Below are 25,041 nucleotides of genomic sequence, written 5' to 3' on the forward strand. Positions count from 1 at the left end.
CTGAATGTTCTGTGTGGAGCCTAAACCGGAGCACCACTATGGAATTTGAAGTCGCTGTCTTCTGAAGTGATAAGATCAGCTTCTACTTGAGCAAAATGCGAAATACGCTCTGAAATATCTTTCCCTGCGATCTGTTCTGCTAGCTCAAGGTAATCTTGGTAGTGGCGAGCTTCTGAACGAAGTAGAGACACGTAAAACTTCTCCATGTCTTCTTCCAAGAAAGGAGCCAATTTAGCGAAGCGCTCACAAGAGCGAGCTTCAATAAACGCACCGATGATAAGCTTATCAACCAGGGCATCAGGCTCGTAAGTCTTAACTTGTTTGATCAAGCCCTTAGCGTAACGACCCGCCTCGATTGGCTGGTAAGTCACGCCTTTCTTCTCCATCAACTCCATGACTTGGTAGAAGTGATGCAGCTCTTCTTTGATCAGTAAAACCATCTTATCGATTAGGTCAGCACCGTAATTACAGCCTTCTTTCGCTGTGATTTGCTTGGATACGTTGCTTTTACCACGCAGAGACTCTAAGTCTCCGATACGACGGTAAGCAAATTGCTCGTATGGCAAAATCCATTCATTCAGTTGTTTCGCGCTTTCTTTATCAACTGCGTACTTGCGGATAAGGAACAAAGCACTCTGTGCAGCCTTCAGTTCACACAGCATGTGATCGCGTAGAATGATGTGAAGATTTTCAGGCTTTTTGGCTTCATCTATCCATGAATCTGGCGTTTCGGCTTTAAGAAAAGAGTGGATTGGAGCGAGTAATTCTTGATACATGGTCAGGGAAAGTTTGTTGATAATGCGGGGATTTTATCACAGCTCAAGAGATCTCCCTATACAGAGAAAGGAAATTCAACAGCTACAAAAAAGGCCGCCTATTTAATGTAAATAAGGCGGCCTTTAAGTGTTGAGTTAGACTGTTACCATTTCTTCTTCTGACCGAAGAGGGCATCCATATCGTCTTCACGCTCTTTAGATTCCATCTGCTGCAAATCTTGAGCGTTTTTGTCTTGGCGTTTCTGGTCAAGTTCGTTGAGCATCTGCTGAAGCTTTTCTTTGGCTTGATTAGAGTAGGAGTCGTTCTTAGTCGCTAAAGCATCAATGCCTTTGCGTAATAGCTGAATCGCTGTGCCTGGTTGTCCGCGAGAAATCGAATCGTTTGCACGTTTAATAACATTTTCAATGTTAATACGGATTTGAATCGTTTCTAGGCGAGCATTTTCAACCACATAAGCTTGAGTCTCGAAACGGCCTTTATTGTGCTCGTTACGTACCGTATCACGCAGGCGTTTAACTAACTTAAGCATCATGATCGCTTGCTTGTCACTGCTTGGTGAGCGGAAAGCGGTACTCTCGCCACCTTTGTAGTTCTCTTTAAGCTGAGTAATCTGTTGTTTTACGCTTTCAATGCGTTGGGCAAGCTGCTTATTTTTTGGATCGAGTTGATACATGTTTTCTAATGCATCAAGAATTCGATTGTTTAAGCATACAAGAAGATCTTGGCTAAACGGCATGTGATGAGCGTTGCCAATCAGTTCTTCTGTACCATCAATAATGGTTAGATAACGAGAAGCTTCCTGTTTCTTCGCTGTTTCTACCTTAACTTTATATTGAAGCATGATGTTGTAGCCTAAAACTAACACCAAAAGAACGGCTACTAAGGCGATTATTAAACCAATATTCATATATTTGAGTCTGCTTATTATTTTCTATTGCTAACTGGAGAGCATACACGATTCCATTGTGTATCGGCACTCGTAAATTGCAATTTCTGATTATCTCTTGTTGAGCGAAATCGGCAATCAAAACTTACCAACTAATGTATGAGAATGAGGGTTGGGTTGCAAAGCGTTAGTGATGTTTTTGTTTGTTAAGCTAGAAAAACTCAATTTTTCTGTCATTTTTGTGTTCGAAGCGTTATAACTATTAATTATATTACACGCGACTATAACGCTCTCTTTGCAAATAAGTTAGCACAGAAATGAGTAAAGGATTACGAGGTTAGATATGAAGCTACAGCAACTGAAGTACATTGTTGAGGTTGTAAACCATAACCTAAATGTTTCAGCTACAGCAGAGAGTTTGTACACATCTCAGCCTGGCATTAGTAAGCAAGTTAGATTACTTGAAGACGAACTAGGTATTCAGATTTTTGAGCGTAGCGGCAAGCATCTAACGCAGGTTACCCAAGCGGGTGAAGATATTATTCGTATCTCTCAAGAGATTTTGGCACGCGTTGAAAGTATTAAAGCGGTAGCGGGTGAGCACACTCATCCAGAGATGGGTACATTGAATATTTCAACGACTCATACTCAAGCTCGTTATGCACTGCCTGATGTGATTAAAGGTTTCACGGCGCGTTACCCTAAAGTATCGCTTCACATGCACCAAGGCACGCCAAGCCAAATGTCAGAAGCCGTCGCTAAAGGTACAGCGAATTTTGCGATTGCAACGGAAGCGCTACACCTTTACCAAGATGCGATTATGCTGCCTTGTTACCACTGGAACCGTTCGATCGTCGTGACCAAAGATCACCCTCTGGCACAGAAGCGTAATATCACGATCGAAGATCTTGCGGCTTACTCTCTCGTGACTTATGTATTTGGTTTCACTGGCCGTTCTGAGCTTGATACCGCGTTTAACAAAGTAGGGTTAACACCGCGCGTTGTGTTTACCGCGACCGATGCAGACGTAATCAAAACCTACGTTCGTATGGGCATTGGTGTTGGTGTAATTGCAAGTATGGCGATTGACCACGAGCAAGATACTGATTTGGTTGCGATTGATGCGAGCCATCTATTTGGTGCGAGCACAACCAGCATTGGTTTTAGAAAAGGTACCTTCCTGCGTTCTTACATGTTTGATTTCATGGAGCGTTTTGCACCGCACTTAACTCGCCCTGTGGTTGAGCAAGCTATTTCTTTGAAATCCAATGAAGAAATAGAAGAGATGTTTAAAGATATCGAGCTGCCAGTTCGTTAATCTCGTCGTGTAAATCTAGATTCTTATTCGGCCTGTATTTGCAGGCCGTTTTTCTTTTGGGCTTTTAGTTTTCGTTTTCTTTATCGAGTCTTTCCATTTCGACCTCTTACCCCTACAATCCACGCATCATAGGGGGAAGCATGCATTCACGATTTAAAATACTCGATTCATTTTTGCTAGAGCACCAGATTTACTGGCGTTCAGAGCCTTTTCACCTATGTCAAACTCAACAGCAGCCGTGGAAAGAGGTCAATCGTCCACTCGTTGATTGGTTAGAAGACTTAAGCATTGAAAGCATTCAAACTTTAAAAGAAAACCCTGAGCTGTTGGCCGAGGAACTGACTCGTTTCCTACCTGAATTAGAAACTGCTACCCAAAACATCCAGTTCGATAACACTGCTTTGGTTGGTTTAGACCTCCCACGTGGTACTGCTGATGGTATTCCTGGCCGAAAGCTACATCAAATTGTCGCAATGGGCGAGGCTGCATTAGGCCATCACCATGGCAAAGAGTGGCTCGAATGGTGTTCTGGTAAAGGCTTTCTTGGTCGAATCCTATCTCAGCAATCGGATCAAAAAGTCACTAGCTTTGAATGGCAGCAATCGTTATGCGAAAGCGGACAAAAGATTGCGGATGACCAGAAGTTAGCGATGAATTTTGTTCAAGGAGATGCGTTTTCAGACAAGGCCGATGACGTATTTAACTCAAACCAACATGCAGTAGCCCTTCATGCTTGTGGCGATCTTCATGTTGAGTTAGTTAAAAAGTCAGTGTCACATGGGCTACCCGCGGTCACGATTTCCCCTTGTTGTTATCATCTTATTCGAGACGAAAACTACCAAGCGATGTCTTTTGTCTCGAAAAGATCAGCATTAACGTTAAGTAAGAGCGATTTAAGAATCCCGCTTCAAGAAACCGTCACTGGTGGTGAAAGAGTAAAAAGACATCGTCAACTAGAGATGAGCTATCGTCTAGGCTTCAGCCAGTTACTTAAGGCTGAACTTAACATTGACGAATATATTCCTGTACCGAGCATCAAAAAATCAGAGTTAGCTGAGGGTTTTGAATCCTTCTGCCGTTGGGCATCTGAAGTGAAAGAGATGTCGCTGGGTTCCGATATCGATTTTGACTCTTATTTGGTTCAAGGCGAAGTGCTTTTCTGGGAAATGGAAAAGCTGAGTTTGGTTCAACAAGTCTTTAGAAGACCTTTAGAGATATGGCTGGCTTTAGATCGCGCTATCTATCTGCAAGAGCAAGGTTATGAAGCTACGATTGAAGAGTTCTGTGAACGCAGTATTACGCCAAGAAATCTATTGATTCATGGGGTTAAAATCGAGCGCTAGTGGTAAATCGTACTGTTACGTGTTTTTACGAACTAAATCCATTAATGCAAAAAAGCCAGCGCGACATAATGTCGTACTGGCTTTTTGTTTAATGTGTATGAGTTAACGGAACGCTTCAACGAGAAGATTATTGCGTTCAGTTAGTCATTACATCATTAGTTAAACATTACGATTGCTTCTGCTGGGTCTACGTATTCTAGGTCAAAGCTCTCTGCAACTTCTTTACAAGTCACTTTACCGTGGATTACGTTTAGACCTTCTAGGAAGCCTTTATCAGATAGAAGTGCTTCGCGGTAACCTTTGTTCGCTAGCTTAACAATGTAAGGAAGTGTTGCATTGTTTAGTGCGTAAGTTGAAGTACGAGCAACGGCACCTGGCATGTTAGCAACACAGTAGTGAACTACATCGTCAACGATGTAAGTTGGGTCTGCGTGCGTTGTAGCGTGTGAAGTTTCAAAACAACCACCTTGGTCGATTGCAACGTCAACAACTGCTGAACCTGGCTTCATCTTAGCGATGTGCTCTTTTGTAACAAGTTTAGGAGCCGCTGCACCTGGGATTAGTACTGCACCAATCACTAGGTCTGCTTCTAGAACATGCTTCTCGATAGCGTCTTCAGTAGAATAAACTACTTTTGCGCGACCTTGGAATTCTTCATCAAGGCGACGAAGCGTATCTACGTTACGGTCAAGAATTGTAACATCTGCGCGAAGACCAACAGCCATACGTGCTGCGTTAGCGCCTACAACACCGCCGCCAACAACAACAACTTTTGCTGGTTCAACGCCAGGAACGCCACCAAGAAGAAGACCACAACCACCGTTAGATTTCTCTAATGTTTGTGCACCTGCTTGAATAGACATGCGACCAGCGACTTCAGACATTGGTGCTAATAGTGGCAAGCGACCCATATTATCTGTTACAGTCTCATAGGCTACGCAGACAGCTTTGCTCTTGATCAGCTCTTCAGTTTGTGGAAAATCTGGTGCAAGGTGTAAATAGGTAAATAATATTTGCCCTTCGCGAAGCATAGCTCGCTCGACAGCTTGAGGTTCTTTAACCTTTACAATCATCTCTGCTTTCGCGAAAACGTCAGCAGCAGTAGGAAGAATGGATGCGCCTACAGCGATGTAATCATCGTCTGAAAAACCGATACCAGTACCGGCATTGGTTTCTACAAAAACTTGGTGGCCGTGTGAGATTAGTTCTCTCACGCTAGCTGGGGTCATACCAACGCGGTATTCGTGGTTTTTGATTTCCTTAGGTACGCCAATGATCATCCTGACTCCTCATTTTATTTTGGTTGTTTTATCTATGTGTAGGGTAATTCTGTCGAATTAATATCTAGTATAGATAGGTTTAGATAAAATTTGATACTGAATATTAAAAAGTTGTAGTATATTTTTTTGCAAGGAAGTAATAAGGTGGAATAAAAAATGGCAGACAATTATAAGAAGCCGTCCAAGGAACTAGATCGTATTGACCGCAACATTCTTAATGAGTTGCAAAAAGACGGTCGTATCTCAAACGTTGAACTCTCAAAACGAGTAGGACTTTCTCCGACTCCATGTCTTGAGCGTGTTCGTCGTTTAGAACGTCAAGGTTACATTACTGGGTACACAGCGTTGCTGAACCCACAGTACCTTGATGCTTCACTTTTAGTGTTTGTTGAAATTACTTTGAACCGTGGTGCGCCAGATGTGTTCGAACAATTCAACACCGCTGTTCAGAAACTTGATGACATCCAAGAGTGTCATTTAGTGTCGGGTGATTTTGACTATCTTCTAAAAACACGTGTATCGGATATGGGTGCTTACCGTAAGTTACTGGGTGATACGTTACTGCGTCTACCAGGCGTAAACGACACTCGTACCTACGTTGTAATGGAAGAAGTGAAACAAACTAATCAACTTGTGATTAAAACTCGTTAATCACAATTGGTGAAATGAAAGAAAGCGGACTTTTGTTCCGCTTTCTTGCTTTCTGGAATTGGGTTTTTCGGTTTGATATGGTTAAATCAACAGTAGTTTCATTGAAACGAGCGGCGCGTGCCGCTCGCTATGTTTTTATCCCGTTTAATTATTAAGTTGGTTTATGTTCAAGCAGAGCAGTAATAAAGTAGAAACAATCATTAAAACGAGTGAAGAGCCTCAGTCTCCTCGTTTGAATGGTTCTCAACGTCTTAAAGAGTGCAGCCTGATTTTGGGTGTTCTCTTCTCTATTCTACTTGCCGTTGCGTTATTAACTTTTAGTCCTGCAGACCCATCATGGTCGCAAACGGCGTGGGGTGGTGACATTCAGAATGCCGGTGGTTACCTAGGTGCATGGTTAGCGGATACGCTGTTCTTTGTCTTTGGTTCTCTGGCTTACCCTTTGCCTATCTTAGTGACGGTTGCTGCGTGGGTATTATTCCGCAAACGTAATGAAGACGAGCAGATCGACTTCATGCTGTGGGGCACTCGCTTACTCGGCCTGACTATCCTAATCCTTACTAGTTGTGGTCTAGCGGATATCAACTTTGACGACATCTGGTATTTTTCATCAGGTGGCGTAGTGGGTGACGTCTTAACAAGCCTTGCACTTCCGACGTTGAATGTTCTTGGTAGTACGCTGGTTCTTCTTTTCTTGTGGGGTGCTGGTTTTACTCTATTAACTGGTATTTCTTGGTTGAACATTGTGGAATGGTTAGGTGAACGTGCAATCAAGCTGTTCACGTCTGTTGTAAACAAGGCTCGCGGCCAAGACCAAGAGTTGCTTGAGCCTCAACTAAGAGAGTCAGCAGATCGCGATTTAATTGAAGAACGTCACCAAGAGCCAACTTACCGCGACGTTCCTGCTATAGAAGACAATAAACACTCAACAGAGCAAGATCCGCTTGATCCTGCATTGAGCTTCTCTGCAACTAATGATTCTTCAGATGCGGCTGCAAGTGCGCAAGAGAGTGCTGCGACACCGAAGCGTCATTACAATATTCACATGCCCGTTGAGGCACCGGCGAAGCAAGAAGCTTCAGCTCAAGAAGAGCCTCAGATTCAGCGTCAAGCTCAAGTTGAACCTGAGCCGATCCCTGTAGCGCCGGTTTACCAAGCACCAGAAGAGCCTTTAGAAGAAGGTGTTGAGCGTTCTAAGCAGCTTAATGCCACTATCGAGCAGTTAGAAAACGCCGCTATGTATGAAGATGACCTTGCAGAGCAAGAACAGGTTGACGCGCATGAATCTCAGGTCGCGTATCAGCAATACATGCAGAATGAGCAACAAGACGTCACTCCTACAGATACAGTTCTTGAAAGTGCAGAACTAGAAATCAATAGCTCGCCAGAAGTAACGAGTGAATTTGATGCTGAAGAGGTTCAGCCTGAATCTCTGTACGCTTCACCAATGGGGGAGCCAGAAGAGACGCTACAAGAAGATTTCTCTGCACAAGCTTCACCGTTTGATGCAACGGAAGAGCAGAGTGACGAACAGGTTTTCGCTCCAGCAGTTCAACAGACTGACACCGAGCAAGCTGATGAGCCATTTGAACCTTTCTCTTACCAAGAAGAAGATTCAGAGCCATCACAGCCAACAGAACAAAGCCTAGAGCCAGCGATTGATCTTCCTTGGGAAGAGGTGACAGAAGATGAGCCTCTGAACCAAGATAAGGACGTAGAAGCATTCCAAAGTATTGTCTCTGAAGCGCAAGCGAATATGGCGGCGGCACAGAACCCGTTCTTGGTTCAGCAAGATGTTAACTTGCCAAAGCCTGCAGAGCCTCTACCAACGCTTGAGCTGTTGTTCCACCCTGAAAAGCGTGAAACCTTCATCGACCGTGACGCACTAGAAGCGATTGCTCGCCTTGTTGAATCTAAGCTAGCGGACTATAAGATCAAAGCTGATGTGGTTGATATTTTCCCAGGTCCAGTAATCACTCGATTCGAACTTGATCTGGCTCCAGGCGTGAAAGTGAGCCGTATTTCGGGCCTTTCTATGGACTTGGCTCGTTCGCTCTCTGCATTAGCAGTACGTGTGGTTGAAGTTATTCCAGGTAAACCTTATGTGGGCTTAGAACTGCCTAACATGAGTCGTCAAACGGTATTCTTCTCTGATGTGGTAGGTAGCACTCAGTTCCAAGAAGCGAAATCACCAACGACAGTGGTTCTAGGACAAGACATCGCAGGTGAAGCCGTGATTGCTGACCTATCGAAAATGCCTCACGTTCTCGTTGCAGGTACGACTGGTTCAGGTAAGTCTGTAGGTGTGAACGTGATGATCTTGAGTATGCTATATAAAGCATCTCCAGAAGATGTTCGCTTCATCATGATTGACCCGAAAATGCTTGAGCTATCAGTTTATGAGGGTATTCCTCACCTGCTATCTGAAGTCGTTACTGACATGAAAGATGCGTCGAATGCCCTTCGTTGGTGTGTAGGCGAAATGGAACGTCGTTATAAGCTCATGTCGGCGTTAGGTGTTCGTAATATTAAAGGCTACAACGATAAGCTTAAGATGGCTGCTGATGCGGGTCACCCAATCCATGATCCATTATGGAAGCCGGGTGATAGCATGGACCCAGAAGCGCCATTGCTAGAGAAACTGCCTTACATCGTAGTTATCGTCGATGAATTTGCCGACCTAATCATGGTGGTAGGTAAGAAGGTTGAAGAGCTGATTGCACGTTTGGCACAAAAAGCACGTGCAGCGGGTGTTCACTTGATTCTTGCGACTCAACGTCCGTCGGTGGATGTTATCACTGGTTTGATTAAAGCTAACATCCCAACGCGTGTTGCCTTTACCGTATCAACTAAAACCGACTCACGAACCATTCTTGACCAAGGTGGCGCTGAATCGCTACTTGGTATGGGTGATATGCTTTACTTACCGCCGGGTTCTAGCCATACCATTCGTGTTCACGGTGCATTTGCATCGGATGATGATGTACACGCGGTGGTGAACAACTGGAAGGCGCGTGGTAAGCCAAACTATATTGATGAAATCACCAACGGTGAACAAACCCCTGAAACCTTACTTCCGGGTGAGAAGATGGAAGGCGATGAAGAGGTTGATCCTCTGTTTGATCAAGTAGTAGAACACGTTGTTCATTCACGTCGTGGTTCGGTTTCTGGTGTACAGCGTCGATTCAAGATCGGCTACAACCGTGCAGCGCGTATTGTAGAGCAGCTTGAAGCGCAAGGTATCGTAAGTGCTCCGGGCCATAACGGTAACCGAGAAGTCTTAGCGCCAGCGCCACCAAAAGATTAGGTCTACACGCCCTATGAACTTATGCCCATTAAGTCGGTCAAATCGAGAATATGACCGACTTATGTTTTAACAGGATTATTGATGAAAAAAGTATTCGCACTTTTATTTATGAGCTTCTCAGTGTTTGCTTCTCCGAAAGAAGAGCTGAGTAGCCGCTTGGCATTGAACGCAGGTTTTAGTGCTGACTTTAAACAAGTCGTGACCAGCCCTGATGGTGATGTGGTGATGGAAGGTGAGGGCACAGTTGAGATTGCACGTCCTAGCTTATTCCGTTGGGAAACCACTTTCCCTGATGAAAATCTATTGGTATCTGATGGTCAGAGTTTGTGGTACTACAGCCCGTTCATTGAGCAAGTGAGCATTTACTGGCAAGAACAAGCGACATCGCAAACGCCTTTCGTTCTACTGACTCGCAACCAAGAAAGCGATTGGGATAACTACAACGTCGCGCAAACGGGTAACCAATTTACGCTAACGCCAACGGCAGTGGACTCTAACCAAGGTGATTTCCAGATTAACATCACCGAAAAGGGCATTGTTCAGGGCTTTAACGTGATTGAACAAGATGGCCAGAAAGGTGAGTTTACTTTCAGTAACGTTGATTTAGGTAAGCCATCAGCAGACCGCTTTACTTTTGTGGCACCGGAAGGTGTCGAGGTCGACGACCAAAGAAACTGATCTAAAGAAGCAGATCGTTTGGTAGTACGTCGATAGGCATTAATGCCATCAACGAATCAAGAGATTGCAATTGAGTAATTACAGCTTAGATTTTGCGGGGGACGAAGATTTTCGTCCCCTTGCTGCTCGTATGAGACCGGAAACTGTCGAACAGTATATCGGTCAGCAGCATATATTAGGCCCAGGTAAACCACTTCGCAGAGCATTGGAAGCGGGTCATATCCACTCGATGATTTTGTGGGGGCCTCCGGGCACCGGTAAAACGACGTTAGCCGAAGTAGCAGCAAACTATGCGAATGCAGAAGTTGAACGCGTATCGGCGGTAACTTCGGGCGTAAAAGACATTCGTATTGCGATTGAAAAAGCGCGTGAGAACAAGCGAGCAGGGCGCAGAACCATCCTGTTTGTGGACGAAGTCCATCGCTTTAACAAAAGTCAGCAGGATGCTTTTCTGCCTCATATCGAAGATGGTACCGTGACCTTTATTGGTGCGACGACAGAAAACCCTTCTTTTGAATTGAACAACGCTTTGTTGTCACGTGCGCGTGTCTACAAACTGACTTCTCTCAATACTGACGATATCTCCCTTGTTATTCGCCAAGCGATAGAAGATAAACGGCGTGGATTGGGTGATGTGTCTGCTGACTTCGCTGATAACGTCTTAGACCGTCTGGCTGAGTTGGTGAACGGTGATGCGCGTATGTCGCTCAACTATCTTGAACTGCTGTACGACATGGCAGAAGACAACGATAAGGGTGAGAAATCGATAACCTTGCAGCTGTTGGCTGAAGTGGCCGGTGAGAAAGTCGCTCGTTTTGATAATAAAGGCGATATTTGGTATGACCTAATATCTGCAGTTCATAAGTCAATTCGTGGTTCAAACCCTGATGCGGCTTTATATTGGTCGGCACGCATGATTGCGGCAGGTTGCGATCCTCTGTATATCGTTAGACGCTTGCTGGCGATTGCTTCTGAAGATATTGGCAATGCTGACCCTCGCGCAATGCAAGTCGCGATGTCGGCTTGGGATTGTTTTACACGTATTGGCCCTGCTGAAGGGGAGCGTGCGATTGCACAGGCGGTTGTTTATCTCGCGTGTGCACCAAAGAGTAACGCCGTTTATACAGCTTGGAAGCAAGCGTTAACAGACGCGCACAATCTGCCTGAATATGAAGTCCCTCATCATTTACGGAATGCACCCACAACTTTGATGAAGGACATGGGCTACGGGCAAGAATACCGTTATGCTCATGACGAACCTGGAGCCTACGCGGCTGGGGAAAAGTATCTGCCTCCTGAAATGGGAGAGAAGCAATACTATTTCCCAACAAAACGAGGCTTAGAGACCAAAATTGGCGAGAAGCTAGATTATCTGGCGGATTTGGACGCAAAAAGCCCACAAAAACGCTATGAAAAGTAGTCTTTTTTGGATATCGTTACCTAGTCATAAAAATTCAATTAAATCGTTAGAAATTGGTCGAAATAGCACCAGTTTTAGGGGTTTAGCAGTGATTCAGTAGCAAACTACTGAATATTCAAATAACTAAAGCATAGGATTAGCAATGCTGGATTCTAAATTACTTCGAGCTGAGCTGGATGAAACAGCGGCAAAATTAGCACGTCGAGGCTTCGCCCTTGATGTAGAGACAATTCGTGAACTTGAAGAAAAACGTAAGTCCCTTCAGATGAAAACTGAAGAGCTGCAAGCGTTACGTAACTCTCGATCGAAGTCCATTGGTCAAGCGAAAGCAAAAGGCGACCATGAAGAAGCTGAGCGTATCCTTGCAGAAGTAGGCAACTTAGGCGCAGAGCTAGACCAAGCTAAAGTAGCATTGGCTGACCTTCAATCTGAGCTAGAAACGATCACAATGTCTATTCCTAACCTTCCTGACGCAGAAGTGCCAGATGGTAAAGACGAAGACGATAACGTAGAAGTTTCTCGTTGGGGCCAACCTAAGACTTACGACTTCGAAGTTAAAGATCACGTTGATCTAGGCGAAATGTCTGGCGGTCTTGATTTTGCTAGCGCAGTTAAAATCTCTGGCTCTCGTTTCATCGTGATGAAAGGCAAATTTGCACGTCTACACCGTGCTATTGCTCAGTTCATGCTGGATCTTCACACTGATGAGCACGGCTACACAGAAATGTACGTACCGTACCTAGTGAACCACGATAGCCTATACGGTACTGGTCAACTTCCTAAGTTCGGCGAAGACTTGTTCCACACAAGCCCGCTAACTGAGCAAGTAAGTGACGTACCTCTTAAGACTCTATCGCTTATCCCTACTGCAGAAGTACCGGTAACGAACATGGTTCGTGACACGATTACTGATGAAGCTGAACTGCCACTTAAGATGACAGCTCACACACCATGTTTCCGTTCTGAAGCAGGTTCTTACGGTCGTGACACTCGTGGTCTTATCCGTATGCACCAATTCGACAAAGTTGAACTAGTACAAATCACTAAACCAGAAGACTCTATGGCAGCTCTTGAAGAGCTAACAGGTCACGCTGAGAAAGTACTTCAACTTCTAGAGCTTCCTTACCGTAAAGTGATTCTATGTACGGGCGACATGGGCTTCGGCTCTGCGAAAACTTACGACTTAGAAGTATGGGTTCCAGCACAAGAGACTTACCGTGAAATCTCTTCTTGTTCAAACATGTGGGATTTCCAAGCGCGTCGTATGCAAGCTCGTTTCCGTCGTAAAGGCGAGAAGAAACCTGAACTTGTACACACACTAAACGGTTCTGGTCTTGCTGTAGGTCGTACTATGGTTGCTATTCTTGAGAACAACCAAGAAGCTGACGGCCGTATTGCTATCCCAGCAGTACTTCAGCCATACATGGGCGGCGTAACGCACATCGGTTAATCTAATTATTTAGCGTCTCGCGCGAAATAGATGATTTAAAAGGCTTTGCTGTAATGGCAAAGCCTTTTTTTATGTGCGTTATTTTTTGTATGCGACAGTTATTTAGAGAAGCCAATTCAAAGAACCGTTACATAAAAGAGAAGCTGGCGTTAGCAGCAGTATCTGCTTGCTTACACGCTAGAAGCGCCTTTCGGTAGTAGTTTTGATAGTTGTTTTTTGTCAGCTCATCAATGGTATAAAGCTGGGTGATCACTTCATCACATTGCTTGATGATAGTAAGCACTTGCTTAGCTCCCATTGAATCTGGCCAAATTACAGAAAGCAGTTTAACGATGTTCATACAAACGTTTTTGATCATCGGGCAACGCTTGTGAATATCTAAGTAAGCCACGAGCACCAATTTATAATCTGATTGGCCTTGCTTAATACTGACGTTTTTTTCTTTAAGCCATGTCATTTTTTCTGTGTTGCGATTTTTCATCTCAGCACACATCGTCATCTGGCTCGACACAACGGTTTCGTTTGCTGTCTTGATGATCAACATGCCGCAGCGATTCTCAGCGACTTTAAATTCGTTCTCACAACTCATTCTGTCCAACAACCATGCATGGTGGTAAATCACAGGAAATGCGTTGAAGTCATTCTTGTCGTGAAGTGCGGTCAAAATTGTCACTGCCTTTTGATACTGCTTGGATTCCATCGCGATGTGAGCTGCTATCAATGCCAAGTCGGTTTGAAGTCCAGATCTTGCCTCGGTAGGGATCTTAGAAATCAGGTAATTGACCTGATCCAAATTCGTTTGCTTATCAATGCCATCCGACGCGCAATAGAGCAAGAATCGAATATGATTCAACTTCATGTACAAGTTGTCACGGAAGGTGTCTCTGTTGATCTGCACGTAGTTTTGATAGTGAAGTAGCGCAGTTCTCGAGTCATTCACCGACAAGCATAGATTCGCGATTGCTAACTCTCTCTCTGAATTTCCAGGGGTGAGTTCACTTGCTAATTTAAAGTGTGCAATCGCCGCAGGAATCTTGTTGCTGATCAGATTGACCTGAGCGGCTTGGTCTCGATACAAAGTGCTGGTGGGCGCTGAATCAATCAAGCTTTCGATCATACGTTGTGCTTCATTAAGCTGACCTAAGTTCGCAAGGCTGTTCGCTAGCCCAGCTTGAGCCCAATCGAAACTGCCTTCATCAAGCGCTTTTTCATAAACACGCTTAGCTTCGTCGTAGAGTTCAAGCTTTGATAGAAAGCTTCCACGGAACTGCTGAATCGTCGCAAAATATTCTGGATGGAATGCGACTAACTCTTCGCAGAACTCTAAACCCGCTTGGTAGTTGTTCTCTCTTTCAGCCTTGTAGATATTCTGCAAAACCAGCTTCTTTTTCAGAGAGCTGGTAATACGTTGCTTCAACGTTTCGCGGTTGAACGGCTTTAATAGGTAGTTATCTGGCCGAAGCTCTAAGATAGGGCGGATCGACAAAGCCGAATTCTCGCCTGTTACTAGGATAAATATCCCGTCGTCTTTTAATCTTTTGGATTGCTTCAACTCTTCAAATAGCTGTTTGCCGTTGATGGTGTTGCCAAAGTTATAATCGCAAATGATCACATCAAAGGTGGTGTCGCTGGTGAGAGCCATTGCGATACGAGGTGACTTAGCAATTGAAATCAAACGCTCTGAAAAGCCAATATGAACCAGCATATTGCGAATAGTTGATAACACTATCGCTGAGTCATCAACGATAAGTGCATTTAATTGAGTTAATTTCATGTTTATTTTAAATTATTTACTGACGTTAATTCCGAAAAGCTTGCAGGCTTTGAAGTAATAAAACCTTGATATTTGGTCATGCCAATTGTTTTTAAGTATTCAAGGTCTTGCTGCTGTTCTACACCTTCGACAATACAAGAAAGGCCAAGGTTTTCTGCCAAATTGATGCAAGCTTTCGTTAGAATCTGATTCTTTTTGTTTTCGCTAATGTTGTTTACAAAACTGCGGTCTACTTTTAGCTCAGTAAATGGCAAGCTCGACAACTGAGACAAAGACGCATAACCCGTCCCGAAATCATCAACCGATAATCCAACGCCCAACATGCTGAGTTTTGCGATGTTCTTATAGCAATGCGCATCCAGTAGGATCGTTTCGTGCTCCGTAATTTCTAGTGTCAGCAGTGACGGATCAATTTTATACTTGTCACATAAACTTGCGACTTGGTCGGCAATCTCAAGCTTTAATGTTGACTGCTCAATATTGATCGCAAAATGGATCGGCTTACGCATCGACGAGATGTCTTTCAGAGCCAGTTCAAGCACAGTGAAGAAAAGTCGATCCATCAGCCCAAGTTGACGCAATGTATCCATGAAATGGAAAGGTGTGAGCAACCCTAATTCTGGATGCATGATCCGAGCAAGTACCTCAACACCTACCAATGTCGATTGTTCAACGTCATGTTGCGTCTGATAAGCATTGGTGAACCATTCATTTTCAAAGGCTTCAATGGTCTGCTGTTCATCCAACTTAACTTCGGTCGGCAGAATAGACTTAGCGGTTTGTATGCGTTTATACGACGACAGCAAACGCTGGATATGCGTTTCATCGACCGGCTTCGGTATCGCTTCGACTTCGTTATAGCCAATGAGTTTGCACATGCTTTTGGTTGAATCCAACGCAGCATCAGCCATCGCACTCAAGATGACGACAGTTTGTATTGATCCTTGAGCTTCCGAAGAAGCCAGTAACGACACACCATCAATCTGTGGCAATTGAAGGTCACAGAACGCAATATCAAAGCGATGTTGTTTGCATAGCTCTATCGCATCTTCGCCGTTGTAAGCGGTATAAACCTCATCCACGCTGTAGCGTTTAAGTAGGATCTGAATTTGTGTTGCTTGTAACAATGAATCCTCAACGATGAGAATTTTCATAGTGAATCTAACCTGTTTATAACCGCTTGAGCTGAGGCTATCGCCAAGTCCAGCTCTTCAATTAACTTGTGACAATACATAAAGTCTTCTGCATTTTTCTCACAATCCTTTGCTGCATGATTGAGAGAATCTAAGCCGAGTAGGCTTGCCGATCCTTTGATTCTGTGTGCTATCGCTTTGATGTTTGGATCAGGCTCTAGCAACATCGCTTTGTCTGAGCTGAACGAATCCAAAATAACAGTCGCCATTTGAAGCTGTTCTTCTGGGCTGTAATTCTGTGCCCATGATTGGTCTGCTTGGATCGTTTCTACCGCTTGTTGGGGCAGTAATTCCTCAATCGCACATGCGAGCTCTTCAAACGAATAAGGCTTGTAGATCACTTGATCCATACCCACGTGTTCAGCTTTTTCAATAACCAGCTTCGAGTCTTCGGCTGTGCAGCCAATAATTGGCAAGTGTTTCAGCTTGTCGAGTGAACGAATTTTCTCAGTCAATTGATAGCCATCCATGTTCGGCATATGGCAATCGGTGATGATGATATCCACCAGTGTTTCGCTATTTTCTAATTCTTCCATCGCTTCTTGGCCGTCTTTAACGATGACCGTCTTTAACCCAAAGCGCTTAAGCTGTTTTGCAAACAACAAGCGGTTGATTGGGTCGTCATCGGCGATAAGCACGGTTCCGGTAAAGTGGTACTCAGACGCCGGAGCATGAGTCACGCTTTTGCCTTGAGCCGTAATATCGCTGAGCAGTAGGTCTGGATACAGGTTCTGCCACTGTGTCGAGCGCTCAATAGCCTGACTGTAATCATTCATTTGATTCTCAACTTTCCAAGCTTTAAACCACGCTAAGATCTCTCTGTCTTCAGAGTGCATCGGTGTAACCACTTTAACTGGGCTCGCTGTTCCTTTAATTGGTAAGCTCACCGAAACCTTAGTGCCTAGCCCCAACTTGCTTTCAATTTTTAGGTCACCGTCCATCATGTTGACTAGGCGTTGGACCACCGTAATCCCAAGACCTGTGCCGCCGTAGCGTCGACTAATACTGCGATCACCTTGTGCGAAAGGTTGAAACGCACGCGCTATTTGTTGGTCAGACATACCGCAGCCTGTATCCGTAATCGAAAGCTGTAGCTGTTCGCTCGATGTTTTTACCGTAACTAACACAAAGCCGTTCTCGGTGAACTTAATCGCATTGTTCAAGAGGTTATTAAGGATCTGAGTGACTCTCAGCCAATCCAAGCTTGCTCTGGATATTGAGTCGACTTTCCAATCTAATTTAAAGTTAAGATTGTTGAGTCGAGCATTGCTCTCAAATGTCCTAAATATCGGGCACAACTCGTCATAGATATTGCTTATCTTCGACTCTAAATGAAGTTGATTAGCCTCCATTTTGGATATGTCGAGAATGTCACTGACCAGCAGTTTCAAACGTTCAGCTGACAACTGAGCATTGCTAATAAGCTCCATGTCATCTTTGTTTTCTATCTTGGTACTGAGCAGCTCCATCAGACCAATCATGGCCGCGATAGGTGTACGTAATTCATGACTGACGATGGCTAAGAATAGATCTCGAGCTTTGATCGCTTCTTGCGCTTTCTTGTTAGATACCTCAAGTTCACGCTGTTGTTTTTCCCACCTTGTCAGGTCATCAAGTACCGTGATTACGTAAGGGTCTTTCTCTGGTGCGTTGGCCAAACACTGACGAATCACACGAAAGTGCTGTTCGCCGCCACTGCAGTCACACTTGATGGTGCTCCAAACGCCTAATTTGTTCCCTGTTTTTTCATCGTTATCTCTAAGCCAACAAAATTCTGGGTTTTCATCGTGTTGCTGTGTAAAACAGTGGGCCATTTGCTTATCAAAAGCACTGTTGGAAAGAACTAACTGGCCGCTTTTATCGTGAATCGCAATCAGGCTAGGTAAGTTATCTAGTAAGGTGGTTAGCCATTGGATCTGATCATAACTACGCTGTTCAGACTGTTGAGCACGCGACAGCGATAGAGAAAGTCGACGAGTCTTCATTAAACCAAACGTGATCAAAGCGAATATCACCCCGGATATTGCTAAGGTATACGCCACGATTCGCTCTTCACTGAATCCGTATTGAGCAACGATGTTGTGATGCTTCATTGTCAGAAGATCAATTTCATTTTGCGTTGTGACTGAAATAGCTGAGTCGATCATGCTTTGTAAGAACGACGAACTCGGATTTAAAATGACGCCCATTTTTCGTTGCAGTGAAACTTCGGCTGTTTGCGGAACTATGTTAAACAGCGCATCGTAACCATTAAAAATGTATAGGTTAGCGATACTCTTTGGGATATAGGCATGCGTAATCTGACCGTTGCTCATCGCAGTAATGATTGAGTCCATGTCTTTGTAAATTACAGCGTCAGCTAAATGATCTTCTAAACTCGACTTTGGAATGAAGTAGCCCGTTCTATCCAAAATCGCGGTCTTTTTATTTACAGACTCGCGGTTAGTTTCAATCAACGCCCATTCGAATGTCATGAAGGGTTTACTGGCAATAAACTGAGTAGAATCTACGTTCTCCACATCGAAGCCTGGTAAAAACTCAACCTCACCATTCTCGAGCATATCGATGATGTTTTTGCCTTCTGGTGGCACATATTCAAATTTCAATCCGAGTTTTCTCGAAATCAGCTTTATTGCATCATGAATAAACCCCACAGCCTCTTGAGTAGTAGGATCAAAATATGAATATGGGTAGATTCCTTCCGTCACAGTAAAGCGAATAGGGCGTTTGCCATATTGGCTTTGGATTATCTGGTTCACGAGATCATCGTAAAAATGATAGAACTGTTCTGAAGACAAATTGGCAATGTCATTTTCTTTGTCGAGAATGAATTTTTCGATGATGCTGTGCATCACGCTGTCATTCTGGTTCATCATGATCTGAACGGGAAACTTTGGCAGATCTTGGCTGAACGAGAGTGCACCTTGCCATTCGCCCGGGGTCATGACTGAGTAGTAACTTTGTACTGATGTCAGATCTAAAATCGTCGCATCGGCAAAACCATTCGCTATCGCAGGTAACAGTTCATAAGTGCTGTTCACAACCATAGGGTCAGACACCCCCTGTTGATTGAGCAGTTGGCAGAACAGTGAACTTTTAATGCATACCCATTTTAGTTGGTCGTGCGGCGTATTCTTGGCGACATCATCTCTGTACCAATACACATTTTGAATGTCATATAAGCTGTCTGAAAACTCAAATTGTTCAGCTCTTCTGCGTGTTTCCGCAAAGCCAATGGTTAAGTCAGCTTCACCGCTAGCAATCGCAGATAATAAGGCTCTGGAAGAGAAGTACTCTTTTACTTCCACTTCTATATTCAAGTAATCCCTAAGCATACCTTGGACGCTATCGCACTTGTCTTGATTGCGATTGACGACAAGGTCTTCCCAAACTTGATTAAACAGGTACATAGGTTTCGCAATGACTAGCTTCTGTTTGTTTTGGATATAGCTATGCTGGGCTGCACTTAATGTGGTTTCTTCAGCTGTGCTGGAAAAAGAGAGTGAAGTTAGAGCGATTAATAAGAGAAACAGGGTCTTCATAAAGTTAGCGAGCGATGAAAAGTCCCGCATTCTATGACGACATTTTATTCAGCCGCTAATACAATTTTTGAATTTATTTTTGTCGAGAGGGTAAATAATAATTGTGATTATCTTTTTAATAAATCCCTTCTTAAACAGAGACTTAATTTTAATAATTCAGCCTGTTTTTCGCAGGCTGAATCGGTAATTTTTCTATTGAACACATTAAGATCTATTTAAAAAAATTAGGTCTCTTTGAAACAATCAGGACGATTAAGTGCCTTATCAATGGCTGCAACAAGCTGCTCAATATGTTCAGGTTTGTTAATGAAAGGAGGCATCATATAGATCAACTTGCCAAATGGGCGTATCCAAACACCTTGTTCAACAAAGTGAGCTTGAATGGTTTCCATATCGACGGGTGTGTGAGTTTCAACGACGCCAATAGCGCCCAACCAACGAACGTCTTTAACAAGATCATGCTCTCGCAACGGTGGTAACAACTCAGAAAAGAGCTGTTCAATCTGTTGAGTCTGATTTTTCCAATGGCCTTGCTCGATGATGGATAAACTTGCCGCACCGACTGCGCAAGCCAATGGGTTGCCCATAAAGGTTGGCCCATGCATAAAGCAGCCTGCTTCACCGCCACATACCGTGTCGGCGACTTCCTTACTCGCAAGCGTCGCTGACAATGTCATATAGCCACCAGTTAAAGCTTTGCCTACGCATAATATGTCCGGTTGAACATCGGCATGCTCACAAGCGAACAGTTTCCCTGTGCGGCCAAATCCGGTCGCAATCTCATCCAAGATCAGCAATACGTTGAATTCATCACACAGCAAGCGAACTTGTTTTAGGAACTCAGGGTGGTAGATGCGCATGCCGCCAGCCCCTTGAACGATAGGCTCTAAGATCACCGCTGCGACTTCTTGATGGTGTGCTGCCAGCTTTTCTCGAAAACTATCGATGTCACTTGAGTTCCACTCATCCCAAAAGCCTGTTTTTGGCGAATCAGCGAAAATATGTTCCGGTAAAAAGCCTTTGTAGAGGCTGTGCATCGAGTTGTCAGGGTCGGTCACTGACATCGCCGCAAAGGTATCCCCGTGGTAACCATCTCTTAGTGTGAGGAACTTTGAACGAGGTTGTCCTTTCGCGTGCCAGTATTGCAGCGCCATCTTGAGACTAACCTCTACGGCTACTGAACCTGAGTCAGCCAAAAAAACATGCTCAAGATTACTGGGCGCGAGATTCAAAAGCTTCTTACATAGATCGATAGCGGGCTGGTGGGTGATACCACCAAACATAACGTGTGAAACCTTATCGATTTGACTGTGAGCGGCGGCATTTAACTCAGGGTGATTGTAACCGTGGATGGTTGACCACCAAGATGACATACCATCAATAATTCGTTTTCCGCCTTCTAATTCTAGGTAAACACCGTCTGCGTTGGTGACTGGATAGCAGGTCAGAGGTGTTAACGTTGATGTGTAGGGATGCCAGATATGCTGGCGATCAAAGGCGAGATCCATAGTAACTTCCATTCTTGGCATGATTAAAAAGTAATCATATGTAAACTTTTGATATTATCAATGTGTTGACAGTCTAAAGCTTGTCGGTAGACTAGCCAAGCATAAATGCAATCTCTATTGATAGAGATGAAACATCAAATAATAAAAAAGGATCGACACGTGGAAGTTCGTCATGACTGGACAGTCGCTGAAGTAACAGCGCTGCTTGAAAAACCGTTTATGGATTTAATGTTTGAAGCTCAAGTGGTTCATAGACAGTACCAAGAGCACAACCACGTGCAGGTGAGTACGCTTCTATCGATTAAGACCGGTGCTTGTCCTGAAGACTGTAAGTACTGCCCTCAAAGTGCTCACTACCGAACGGATGTCGACAAAGAACGCCTAATGGAAGTAGAGCGTGTTTTGGATGCGGCGCAAAAAGCCAAGAACGCAGGCTCGACTCGTTTCTGTATGGGCGCGGCATGGAAAAACCCGAAAGAACGCGATATGCCTCACCTGACTGATATGATCAAAGGTGTGAAAGGCATGGGCCTAGAAACTTGTATGACACTAGGCATGTTAACCCCCGATCAAGCTGGCGAGTTAGCGGATGCAGGTTTGGATTACTACAACCACAACCTTGATACGTCTCCTGAGTTCTACGGCAGCATCATCACCACTCGTACTTACCAAGATCGTTTAGATACGCTATCTCACGTGCGTGATGCCGGTATGAAGATCTGTTCTGGTGGCATTATTGGTATGGGCGAAAGTACCAATGACCGTGCAGGCCTGCTGGTAGAGCTAGCGAACCTTCCGGTACACCCTGAGAGTGTGCCAATCAACATGCTCGTGAAAGTGAAAGGCACACCGATGGAAAACGTCGATGATGTTGAATCTTTTGACTTCATTAAGTTGATTGCGATTGCTCGTATCATGATGCCAATGTCTGCGGTTCGTCTGTCTGCAGGTCGCGAGAATATGAATGAACAGATGCAGGCGATGTGCTTCATGGCTGGTGCAAACTCTATCTTCTACGGCTGTAAGCTACTGACTACGCCAAACCCAGATGAAGATACGGACATGCAGCTGTTTAAGAAGTTAGGCATCAACAGCCAACAAGTGGCCCAGAAGCCAGATGAAATTCAAGAAAACGAACTGTTAGATCAAGTGGTGGAGCGCGTTGCTGCTCGTCCAACGAAAGATGACATGTTCTACGATGCCACTGTTTAAATCTCGTATCAAAAGTGCCCTTGCTCATCGCCGTGAGCAAGGTTTAACTCGTCAACTCAAGGTACTCGAAAACAGCAATAGCCCTTTGCTTAATAGTGAAGGTTCTGACTTCATTAACTTTTCGAGTAATGACTATTTAGGCTTTGCAAACGATCCTGAGTTGGTGGAGGCGTGGCAAGCTGGGCTTTCCCTTTATGGTGCTGGCAGTGCTGCATCGCCATTGGTCACGGGTTTTAGTCCTGCTCATCGAAATTTAGAAGCTCAGCTGTGTGAATGGTTGGGCTTTGAACGTGCCATTCTGTTTAGTTCTGGTTTCAGTGCGAACCAAGCCTTGTTATTTTCTCTGCTCGAAAAAGACGACACTCTGCTGCAAGACAAGCTTAATCACGCCTCTTTGATGGAAGCGGGGATGCTTTCTCCTGCAACCATGAAACGCTTTAAGCATAACGACACGCAGCATCTAGAGTCGCTATTAAGCCGATCACCACAATCCTTGGTTGTGACTGAAGGTGTGTTCAGCATGGACGGCGACCAAGCGCCTCTCAGTCAGATATCTAACCTGACTCATCAATTCGACAGTTGGTTGGCGGTTGATGATGCTCATGGTATCGGAGTGCTAGGTGAGCAAGGGGCAGGGAGCTGCAACGTGGCGCAAATAACGCCCGATATTCTAGTCGTCACTTTTGGTAAAGCATTTGGCCTGTCTGGCGCTGCGATTCTTTGTTCGTCAGAAGTGGGTGATTACTTAACTCAGTTTGCTCGTCATCATGTGTACTCGACGGCGATGCCACCTTCACAAGCGGTGGCTTTGTCTCATGCATGCAAGATGATTCAAACGCAAGAGTGGCGTCGTGAGAAACTCACGGAGTTAGGCGCTCTCTATGCAGAGCAGATGAATGGTGTGAAAGGTTTTATTGATACTCAGACGCCGATCAAGCCATTTGTAATCGGCGAAGCCCAAGCTGCACTATCTATTGCTGAAGAGTTAAAGCGCAACCAAGTTTGGGTAACGGCAATAAGGCCACCAACGGTGCCAATTGGGACTGCTCGTTTGCGTATTACCTTAACGGCGAACCACAGTCAGAAACAGGTTTTTCAGTTAACTAATTCGCTGCTTCAAGCAATGGAGCGAAACATCGACTCAGGCATTAAATTGGGTATCCATCCAAGCTTTGAACCAAATAAAGAGGCTCAGTAAATGTCACAAGAAGCAGTAGTGCATAATTACGTTGGCCAAGATAAGAGTGCGATTGCCGAGGCCTTTGGTAAAGCAGCAACAACCTATGACAAACACGCTGAATTTCAAAGAGATGTTGGCCACCGACTGCTGGATAAATTACCCAGCGATCTGTCAGGCTTTAAGGTGTTGGATCTAGGTTGTGGTACTGGCTATTTCTCAGAACAACTTGTAAAACGAGGCGCCGAAGTGGTTTGCGCTGATCTTTCTGTTGGAATGTTAGCAACAGCAGAGAAGCGTTGTGGTGCATCTGTCTCTTTATATCAACAAGCCGATGCTGAACAATTACCGTTTGAAGATGGGTGTTTTGACATCGTTTTCTCTAGCCTTGCGTTACAATGGTGTGACGACTTATCGTCACCTTTGAGAGAGATGAAGCGTGTTACAGCTGCTGGTGGGCGTGTTCTTTTCTCAACTTTGCTTGATGGGTCACTGTTTGAACTGAAAAAGTCGTGGTCCAAAATTGACGCACATCAACACGTTAACCATTTTATTACAATCAATCAGGTAAAAATTGCGTTAGCGCAATCTAGCTGTACCGTTCATCAACTAGACTTGCCCACCATCACCGTTTGGTACGACACTGCGTTTGAACTGATGCGCGACCTTAAAGGTATCGGCGCTAATCACGTAAGTGGTCGCTCACAAGGTTTAACAAGTCGTCGCATGTTGCAGCTTGTTGAACGGGAATATCGAGAGTTTAAGAACCATCAAGGTTTCTTACCAGCAACATATCAAGTTTGTTTAGGGGTTATTCAATTATGATTGATGCATTATTCATTGCAGGTACGGATACCGAAGTGGGAAAAACTGTGGTTTCAAAAGCGATTCTTCAAGCTTTGGCCGCACAAGATTTATCAACAATTGGTTACAAGCCAGTTGCTGCAGGGAGTGAAAAATCCCCTGAAGGACTACGTAATAGTGATGCACTGCATCTTCAAGAAGCGGCGACGCAAGATATTGCTTACGAAGACGTCAATCCATACGCGTTGTTGCTACCATCATCGCCTCACATCGCTGCTAAGCATGATGGTGTGGTGATTGATGAAGCCGTATTATCTGCAAAGCTGGAAGAACATAAGCAAAACTCTGACATCGTATTAGTTGAAGGTGCTGGTGGTTGGCGAGTCCCGGTTTCAGACGATGAATATCTTTCTAGCTGGGTTAAAAAAGAGCAGCTGCCAGTGGTACTGACTGTGGGTATTAAACTTGGTTGTTTGAGCCACGCTCTATTAACGGCAGAAGCGATTCGTGCTGATGGCCTAAACCTAGTAGGTTGGGTCGCAAACCGTATCAATCCAGGTACTGAGCACTACGCAGATATTATTGCGATGCTTGAAGATAAGCTAGGTGCGCCAAAGTTAGGTGAAATCCCTTACGTACCAAAAGCGAAGTCTAAGAATATTGGTAAGTACATTGATGTGCAGCCTTTGCTTGCGCTTTAATTACCACGTTATGTACTAAA

At 44.5% G+C, this 25,041-nt stretch carries 18 protein-coding genes; 11 read left to right on the plus strand and 7 right to left on the minus strand.

Annotated elements, in window-relative coordinates:
- Positions 1-20: 20 nt before the first annotated feature.
- Positions 21-776 (minus strand): tRNA isopentenyl-2-thiomethyl-A-37 hydroxylase MiaE, encoded by a 756-nt coding sequence (gene miaE / locus A142_RS05740; protein ID WP_017060242.1) that lies wholly within the window; start codon positions 774-776, stop codon positions 21-23.
- Positions 777-919: 143 nt separating this feature from the next.
- Entirely contained in the window at positions 920-1,684 is a 765-nt protein-coding gene (locus tag A142_RS05745; RefSeq protein ID WP_019822470.1) for a hypothetical protein, read from the minus strand.
- Between the two features lie 322 nt (positions 1,685-2,006).
- On the opposite strand from A142_RS05745, the gene cysB reads away from it, so the two are divergent.
- Both cysB and A142_RS05755 read left to right on the plus strand, forming a co-directional pair.
- A complete protein-coding gene (gene cysB / locus A142_RS05750) occupies positions 2,007-2,981 on the plus strand; it encodes an HTH-type transcriptional regulator CysB (protein ID WP_017060244.1) in 975 nt (324 codons plus the stop codon).
- A 140-nt stretch (positions 2,982-3,121) separates the two neighbouring features.
- Positions 3,122-4,324, plus strand: a complete 1,203-nt coding sequence (locus tag A142_RS05755; protein WP_019822471.1) for a methyltransferase — start codon at positions 3,122-3,124, stop codon at positions 4,322-4,324.
- Between the two features lie 155 nt (positions 4,325-4,479).
- Here A142_RS05755 and ald read toward each other — a convergent pair whose 3' ends face one another.
- On the minus strand, positions 4,480-5,604 hold the full coding sequence (gene ald / locus A142_RS05760; RefSeq protein ID WP_019822472.1) for an alanine dehydrogenase: 1,125 nt from the start codon (positions 5,602-5,604) through the stop codon (positions 4,480-4,482).
- A 156-nt stretch (positions 5,605-5,760) separates the two neighbouring features.
- Between ald and lrp the strand changes: the two genes are divergently transcribed.
- From lrp to serS, 5 genes are all read left to right on the plus strand, one after another.
- A complete protein-coding gene (lrp, locus tag A142_RS05765; protein WP_004734558.1) occupies positions 5,761-6,255 on the plus strand; it encodes a leucine-responsive transcriptional regulator Lrp in 495 nt (164 codons plus the stop codon).
- Positions 6,256-6,418: 163 nt separating this feature from the next.
- Positions 6,419-9,562, plus strand: a complete 3,144-nt coding sequence (locus A142_RS05770) for a DNA translocase FtsK (protein WP_019822473.1) — start codon at positions 6,419-6,421, stop codon at positions 9,560-9,562.
- 81 nt (positions 9,563-9,643) lie between these two features.
- Complete coding sequence (gene lolA, locus A142_RS05775; protein WP_017630264.1) at positions 9,644-10,240, plus strand: outer membrane lipoprotein chaperone LolA; 597 nt, start codon at positions 9,644-9,646, stop codon at positions 10,238-10,240.
- 64 nt (positions 10,241-10,304) lie between these two features.
- Complete coding sequence (locus tag A142_RS05780) at positions 10,305-11,660, plus strand: replication-associated recombination protein A (protein WP_019822475.1); 1,356 nt, start codon at positions 10,305-10,307, stop codon at positions 11,658-11,660.
- 142 nt (positions 11,661-11,802) lie between these two features.
- Positions 11,803-13,110 carry a serine--tRNA ligase gene (gene serS, locus A142_RS05785; RefSeq protein ID WP_019822476.1) on the plus strand — a complete coding sequence of 436 codons (1,308 nt, stop codon included), beginning with the start codon at positions 11,803-11,805 and terminating at the stop codon, positions 13,108-13,110.
- A gap of 127 nt (positions 13,111-13,237) precedes the next feature.
- Here the strand turns inward: serS and A142_RS05790 are convergent, their stop codons facing one another.
- The 4 genes from A142_RS05790 to bioA form a co-directional block, all read right to left on the minus strand.
- Positions 13,238-14,884, minus strand: a complete 1,647-nt coding sequence (locus A142_RS05790; RefSeq protein ID WP_019822477.1) for a response regulator — start codon at positions 14,882-14,884, stop codon at positions 13,238-13,240.
- Positions 14,885-14,886: 2 nt separating this feature from the next.
- On the minus strand, positions 14,887-16,038 hold the full coding sequence (locus A142_RS05795; RefSeq protein WP_019822478.1) for an EAL domain-containing response regulator: 1,152 nt from the start codon (positions 16,036-16,038) through the stop codon (positions 14,887-14,889).
- Positions 16,035-19,619 (minus strand): ATP-binding protein, encoded by a 3,585-nt coding sequence (locus A142_RS05800; protein WP_019822480.1) that lies wholly within the window; start codon positions 19,617-19,619, stop codon positions 16,035-16,037. The genes A142_RS05795 and A142_RS05800 overlap by 4 nt, the downstream gene beginning before the upstream one ends.
- 224 nt (positions 19,620-19,843) lie before the next feature.
- Positions 19,844-21,127, minus strand: coding sequence for an adenosylmethionine--8-amino-7-oxononanoate transaminase (gene bioA, locus A142_RS05805; protein ID WP_019822481.1), 1,284 nt, complete (start codon positions 21,125-21,127; stop codon positions 19,844-19,846).
- 159 nt (positions 21,128-21,286) lie between these two features.
- On the opposite strand from bioA, the gene bioB reads away from it, so the two are divergent.
- The 4 genes from bioB to bioD are packed head-to-tail and all read left to right on the plus strand — an operon-like array spanning position 21,287 to position 25,021.
- Positions 21,287-22,339, plus strand: coding sequence for a biotin synthase BioB (gene bioB / locus A142_RS05810; RefSeq protein WP_016792500.1), 1,053 nt, complete (start codon positions 21,287-21,289; stop codon positions 22,337-22,339).
- The gene (bioF, locus tag A142_RS05815; RefSeq protein WP_029405463.1) at positions 22,326-23,537 is read left to right on the plus strand and encodes an 8-amino-7-oxononanoate synthase; all 1,212 of its coding nucleotides are present in this window, start codon (positions 22,326-22,328) and stop codon (positions 23,535-23,537) included. The genes bioB and bioF overlap by 14 nt, the downstream gene beginning before the upstream one ends.
- On the plus strand, positions 23,538-24,341 hold the full coding sequence (gene bioC, locus A142_RS05820) for a malonyl-ACP O-methyltransferase BioC (protein WP_019822483.1): 804 nt from the start codon (positions 23,538-23,540) through the stop codon (positions 24,339-24,341).
- Positions 24,338-25,021 carry a dethiobiotin synthase gene (gene bioD, locus A142_RS05825; RefSeq protein ID WP_029405464.1) on the plus strand — a complete coding sequence of 228 codons (684 nt, stop codon included), beginning with the start codon at positions 24,338-24,340 and terminating at the stop codon, positions 25,019-25,021. Before bioC ends, bioD begins: the two co-directional genes overlap by 4 nt.
- Positions 25,022-25,041: the final 20 nt, after the last annotated feature.

It is taken from the genome of Vibrio splendidus 12E03, assembly GCF_000272105.2.
GTDB lineage: Bacteria > Pseudomonadota > Gammaproteobacteria > Enterobacterales > Vibrionaceae > Vibrio > Vibrio splendidus_I.

Coding starts and splice junctions, on each gene's coding strand:
- lrp (WP_004734558.1), top strand. CDS start 5,761: ATGGCAGACAATTATAAGAAGCCGTCCAAGGAACTAGATCGTATTGAC.
- cysB (WP_017060244.1), top strand. CDS start 2,007: ATGAAGCTACAGCAACTGAAGTACATTGTTGAGGTTGTAAACCATAAC.
- A142_RS05755 (WP_019822471.1), top strand. CDS start 3,122: ATGCATTCACGATTTAAAATACTCGATTCATTTTTGCTAGAGCACCAG.
- lolA (WP_017630264.1), top strand. CDS start 9,644: ATGAAAAAAGTATTCGCACTTTTATTTATGAGCTTCTCAGTGTTTGCT.
- A142_RS05795 (WP_019822478.1), bottom strand. CDS start 16,038: ATGAAAATTCTCATCGTTGAGGATTCATTGTTACAAGCAACACAAATT.
- A142_RS05800 (WP_019822480.1), bottom strand. CDS start 19,619: ATGAAGACCCTGTTTCTCTTATTAATCGCTCTAACTTCACTCTCTTTT.
- bioF (WP_029405463.1), top strand. CDS start 22,326: ATGCCACTGTTTAAATCTCGTATCAAAAGTGCCCTTGCTCATCGCCGT.
- bioD (WP_029405464.1), top strand. CDS start 24,338: ATGATTGATGCATTATTCATTGCAGGTACGGATACCGAAGTGGGAAAA.
- A142_RS05770 (WP_019822473.1), top strand. CDS start 6,419: ATGTTCAAGCAGAGCAGTAATAAAGTAGAAACAATCATTAAAACGAGT.
- A142_RS05790 (WP_019822477.1), bottom strand. CDS start 14,884: ATGAAATTAACTCAATTAAATGCACTTATCGTTGATGACTCAGCGATA.
- bioC (WP_019822483.1), top strand. CDS start 23,538: ATGTCACAAGAAGCAGTAGTGCATAATTACGTTGGCCAAGATAAGAGT.
- bioA (WP_019822481.1), bottom strand. CDS start 21,127: ATGGATCTCGCCTTTGATCGCCAGCATATCTGGCATCCCTACACATCA.
- A142_RS05745 (WP_019822470.1), bottom strand. CDS start 1,684: ATGAATATTGGTTTAATAATCGCCTTAGTAGCCGTTCTTTTGGTGTTA.
- ald (WP_019822472.1), bottom strand. CDS start 5,604: ATGATCATTGGCGTACCTAAGGAAATCAAAAACCACGAATACCGCGTT.
- serS (WP_019822476.1), top strand. CDS start 11,803: ATGCTGGATTCTAAATTACTTCGAGCTGAGCTGGATGAAACAGCGGCA.
- miaE (WP_017060242.1), bottom strand. CDS start 776: ATGTATCAAGAATTACTCGCTCCAATCCACTCTTTTCTTAAAGCCGAA.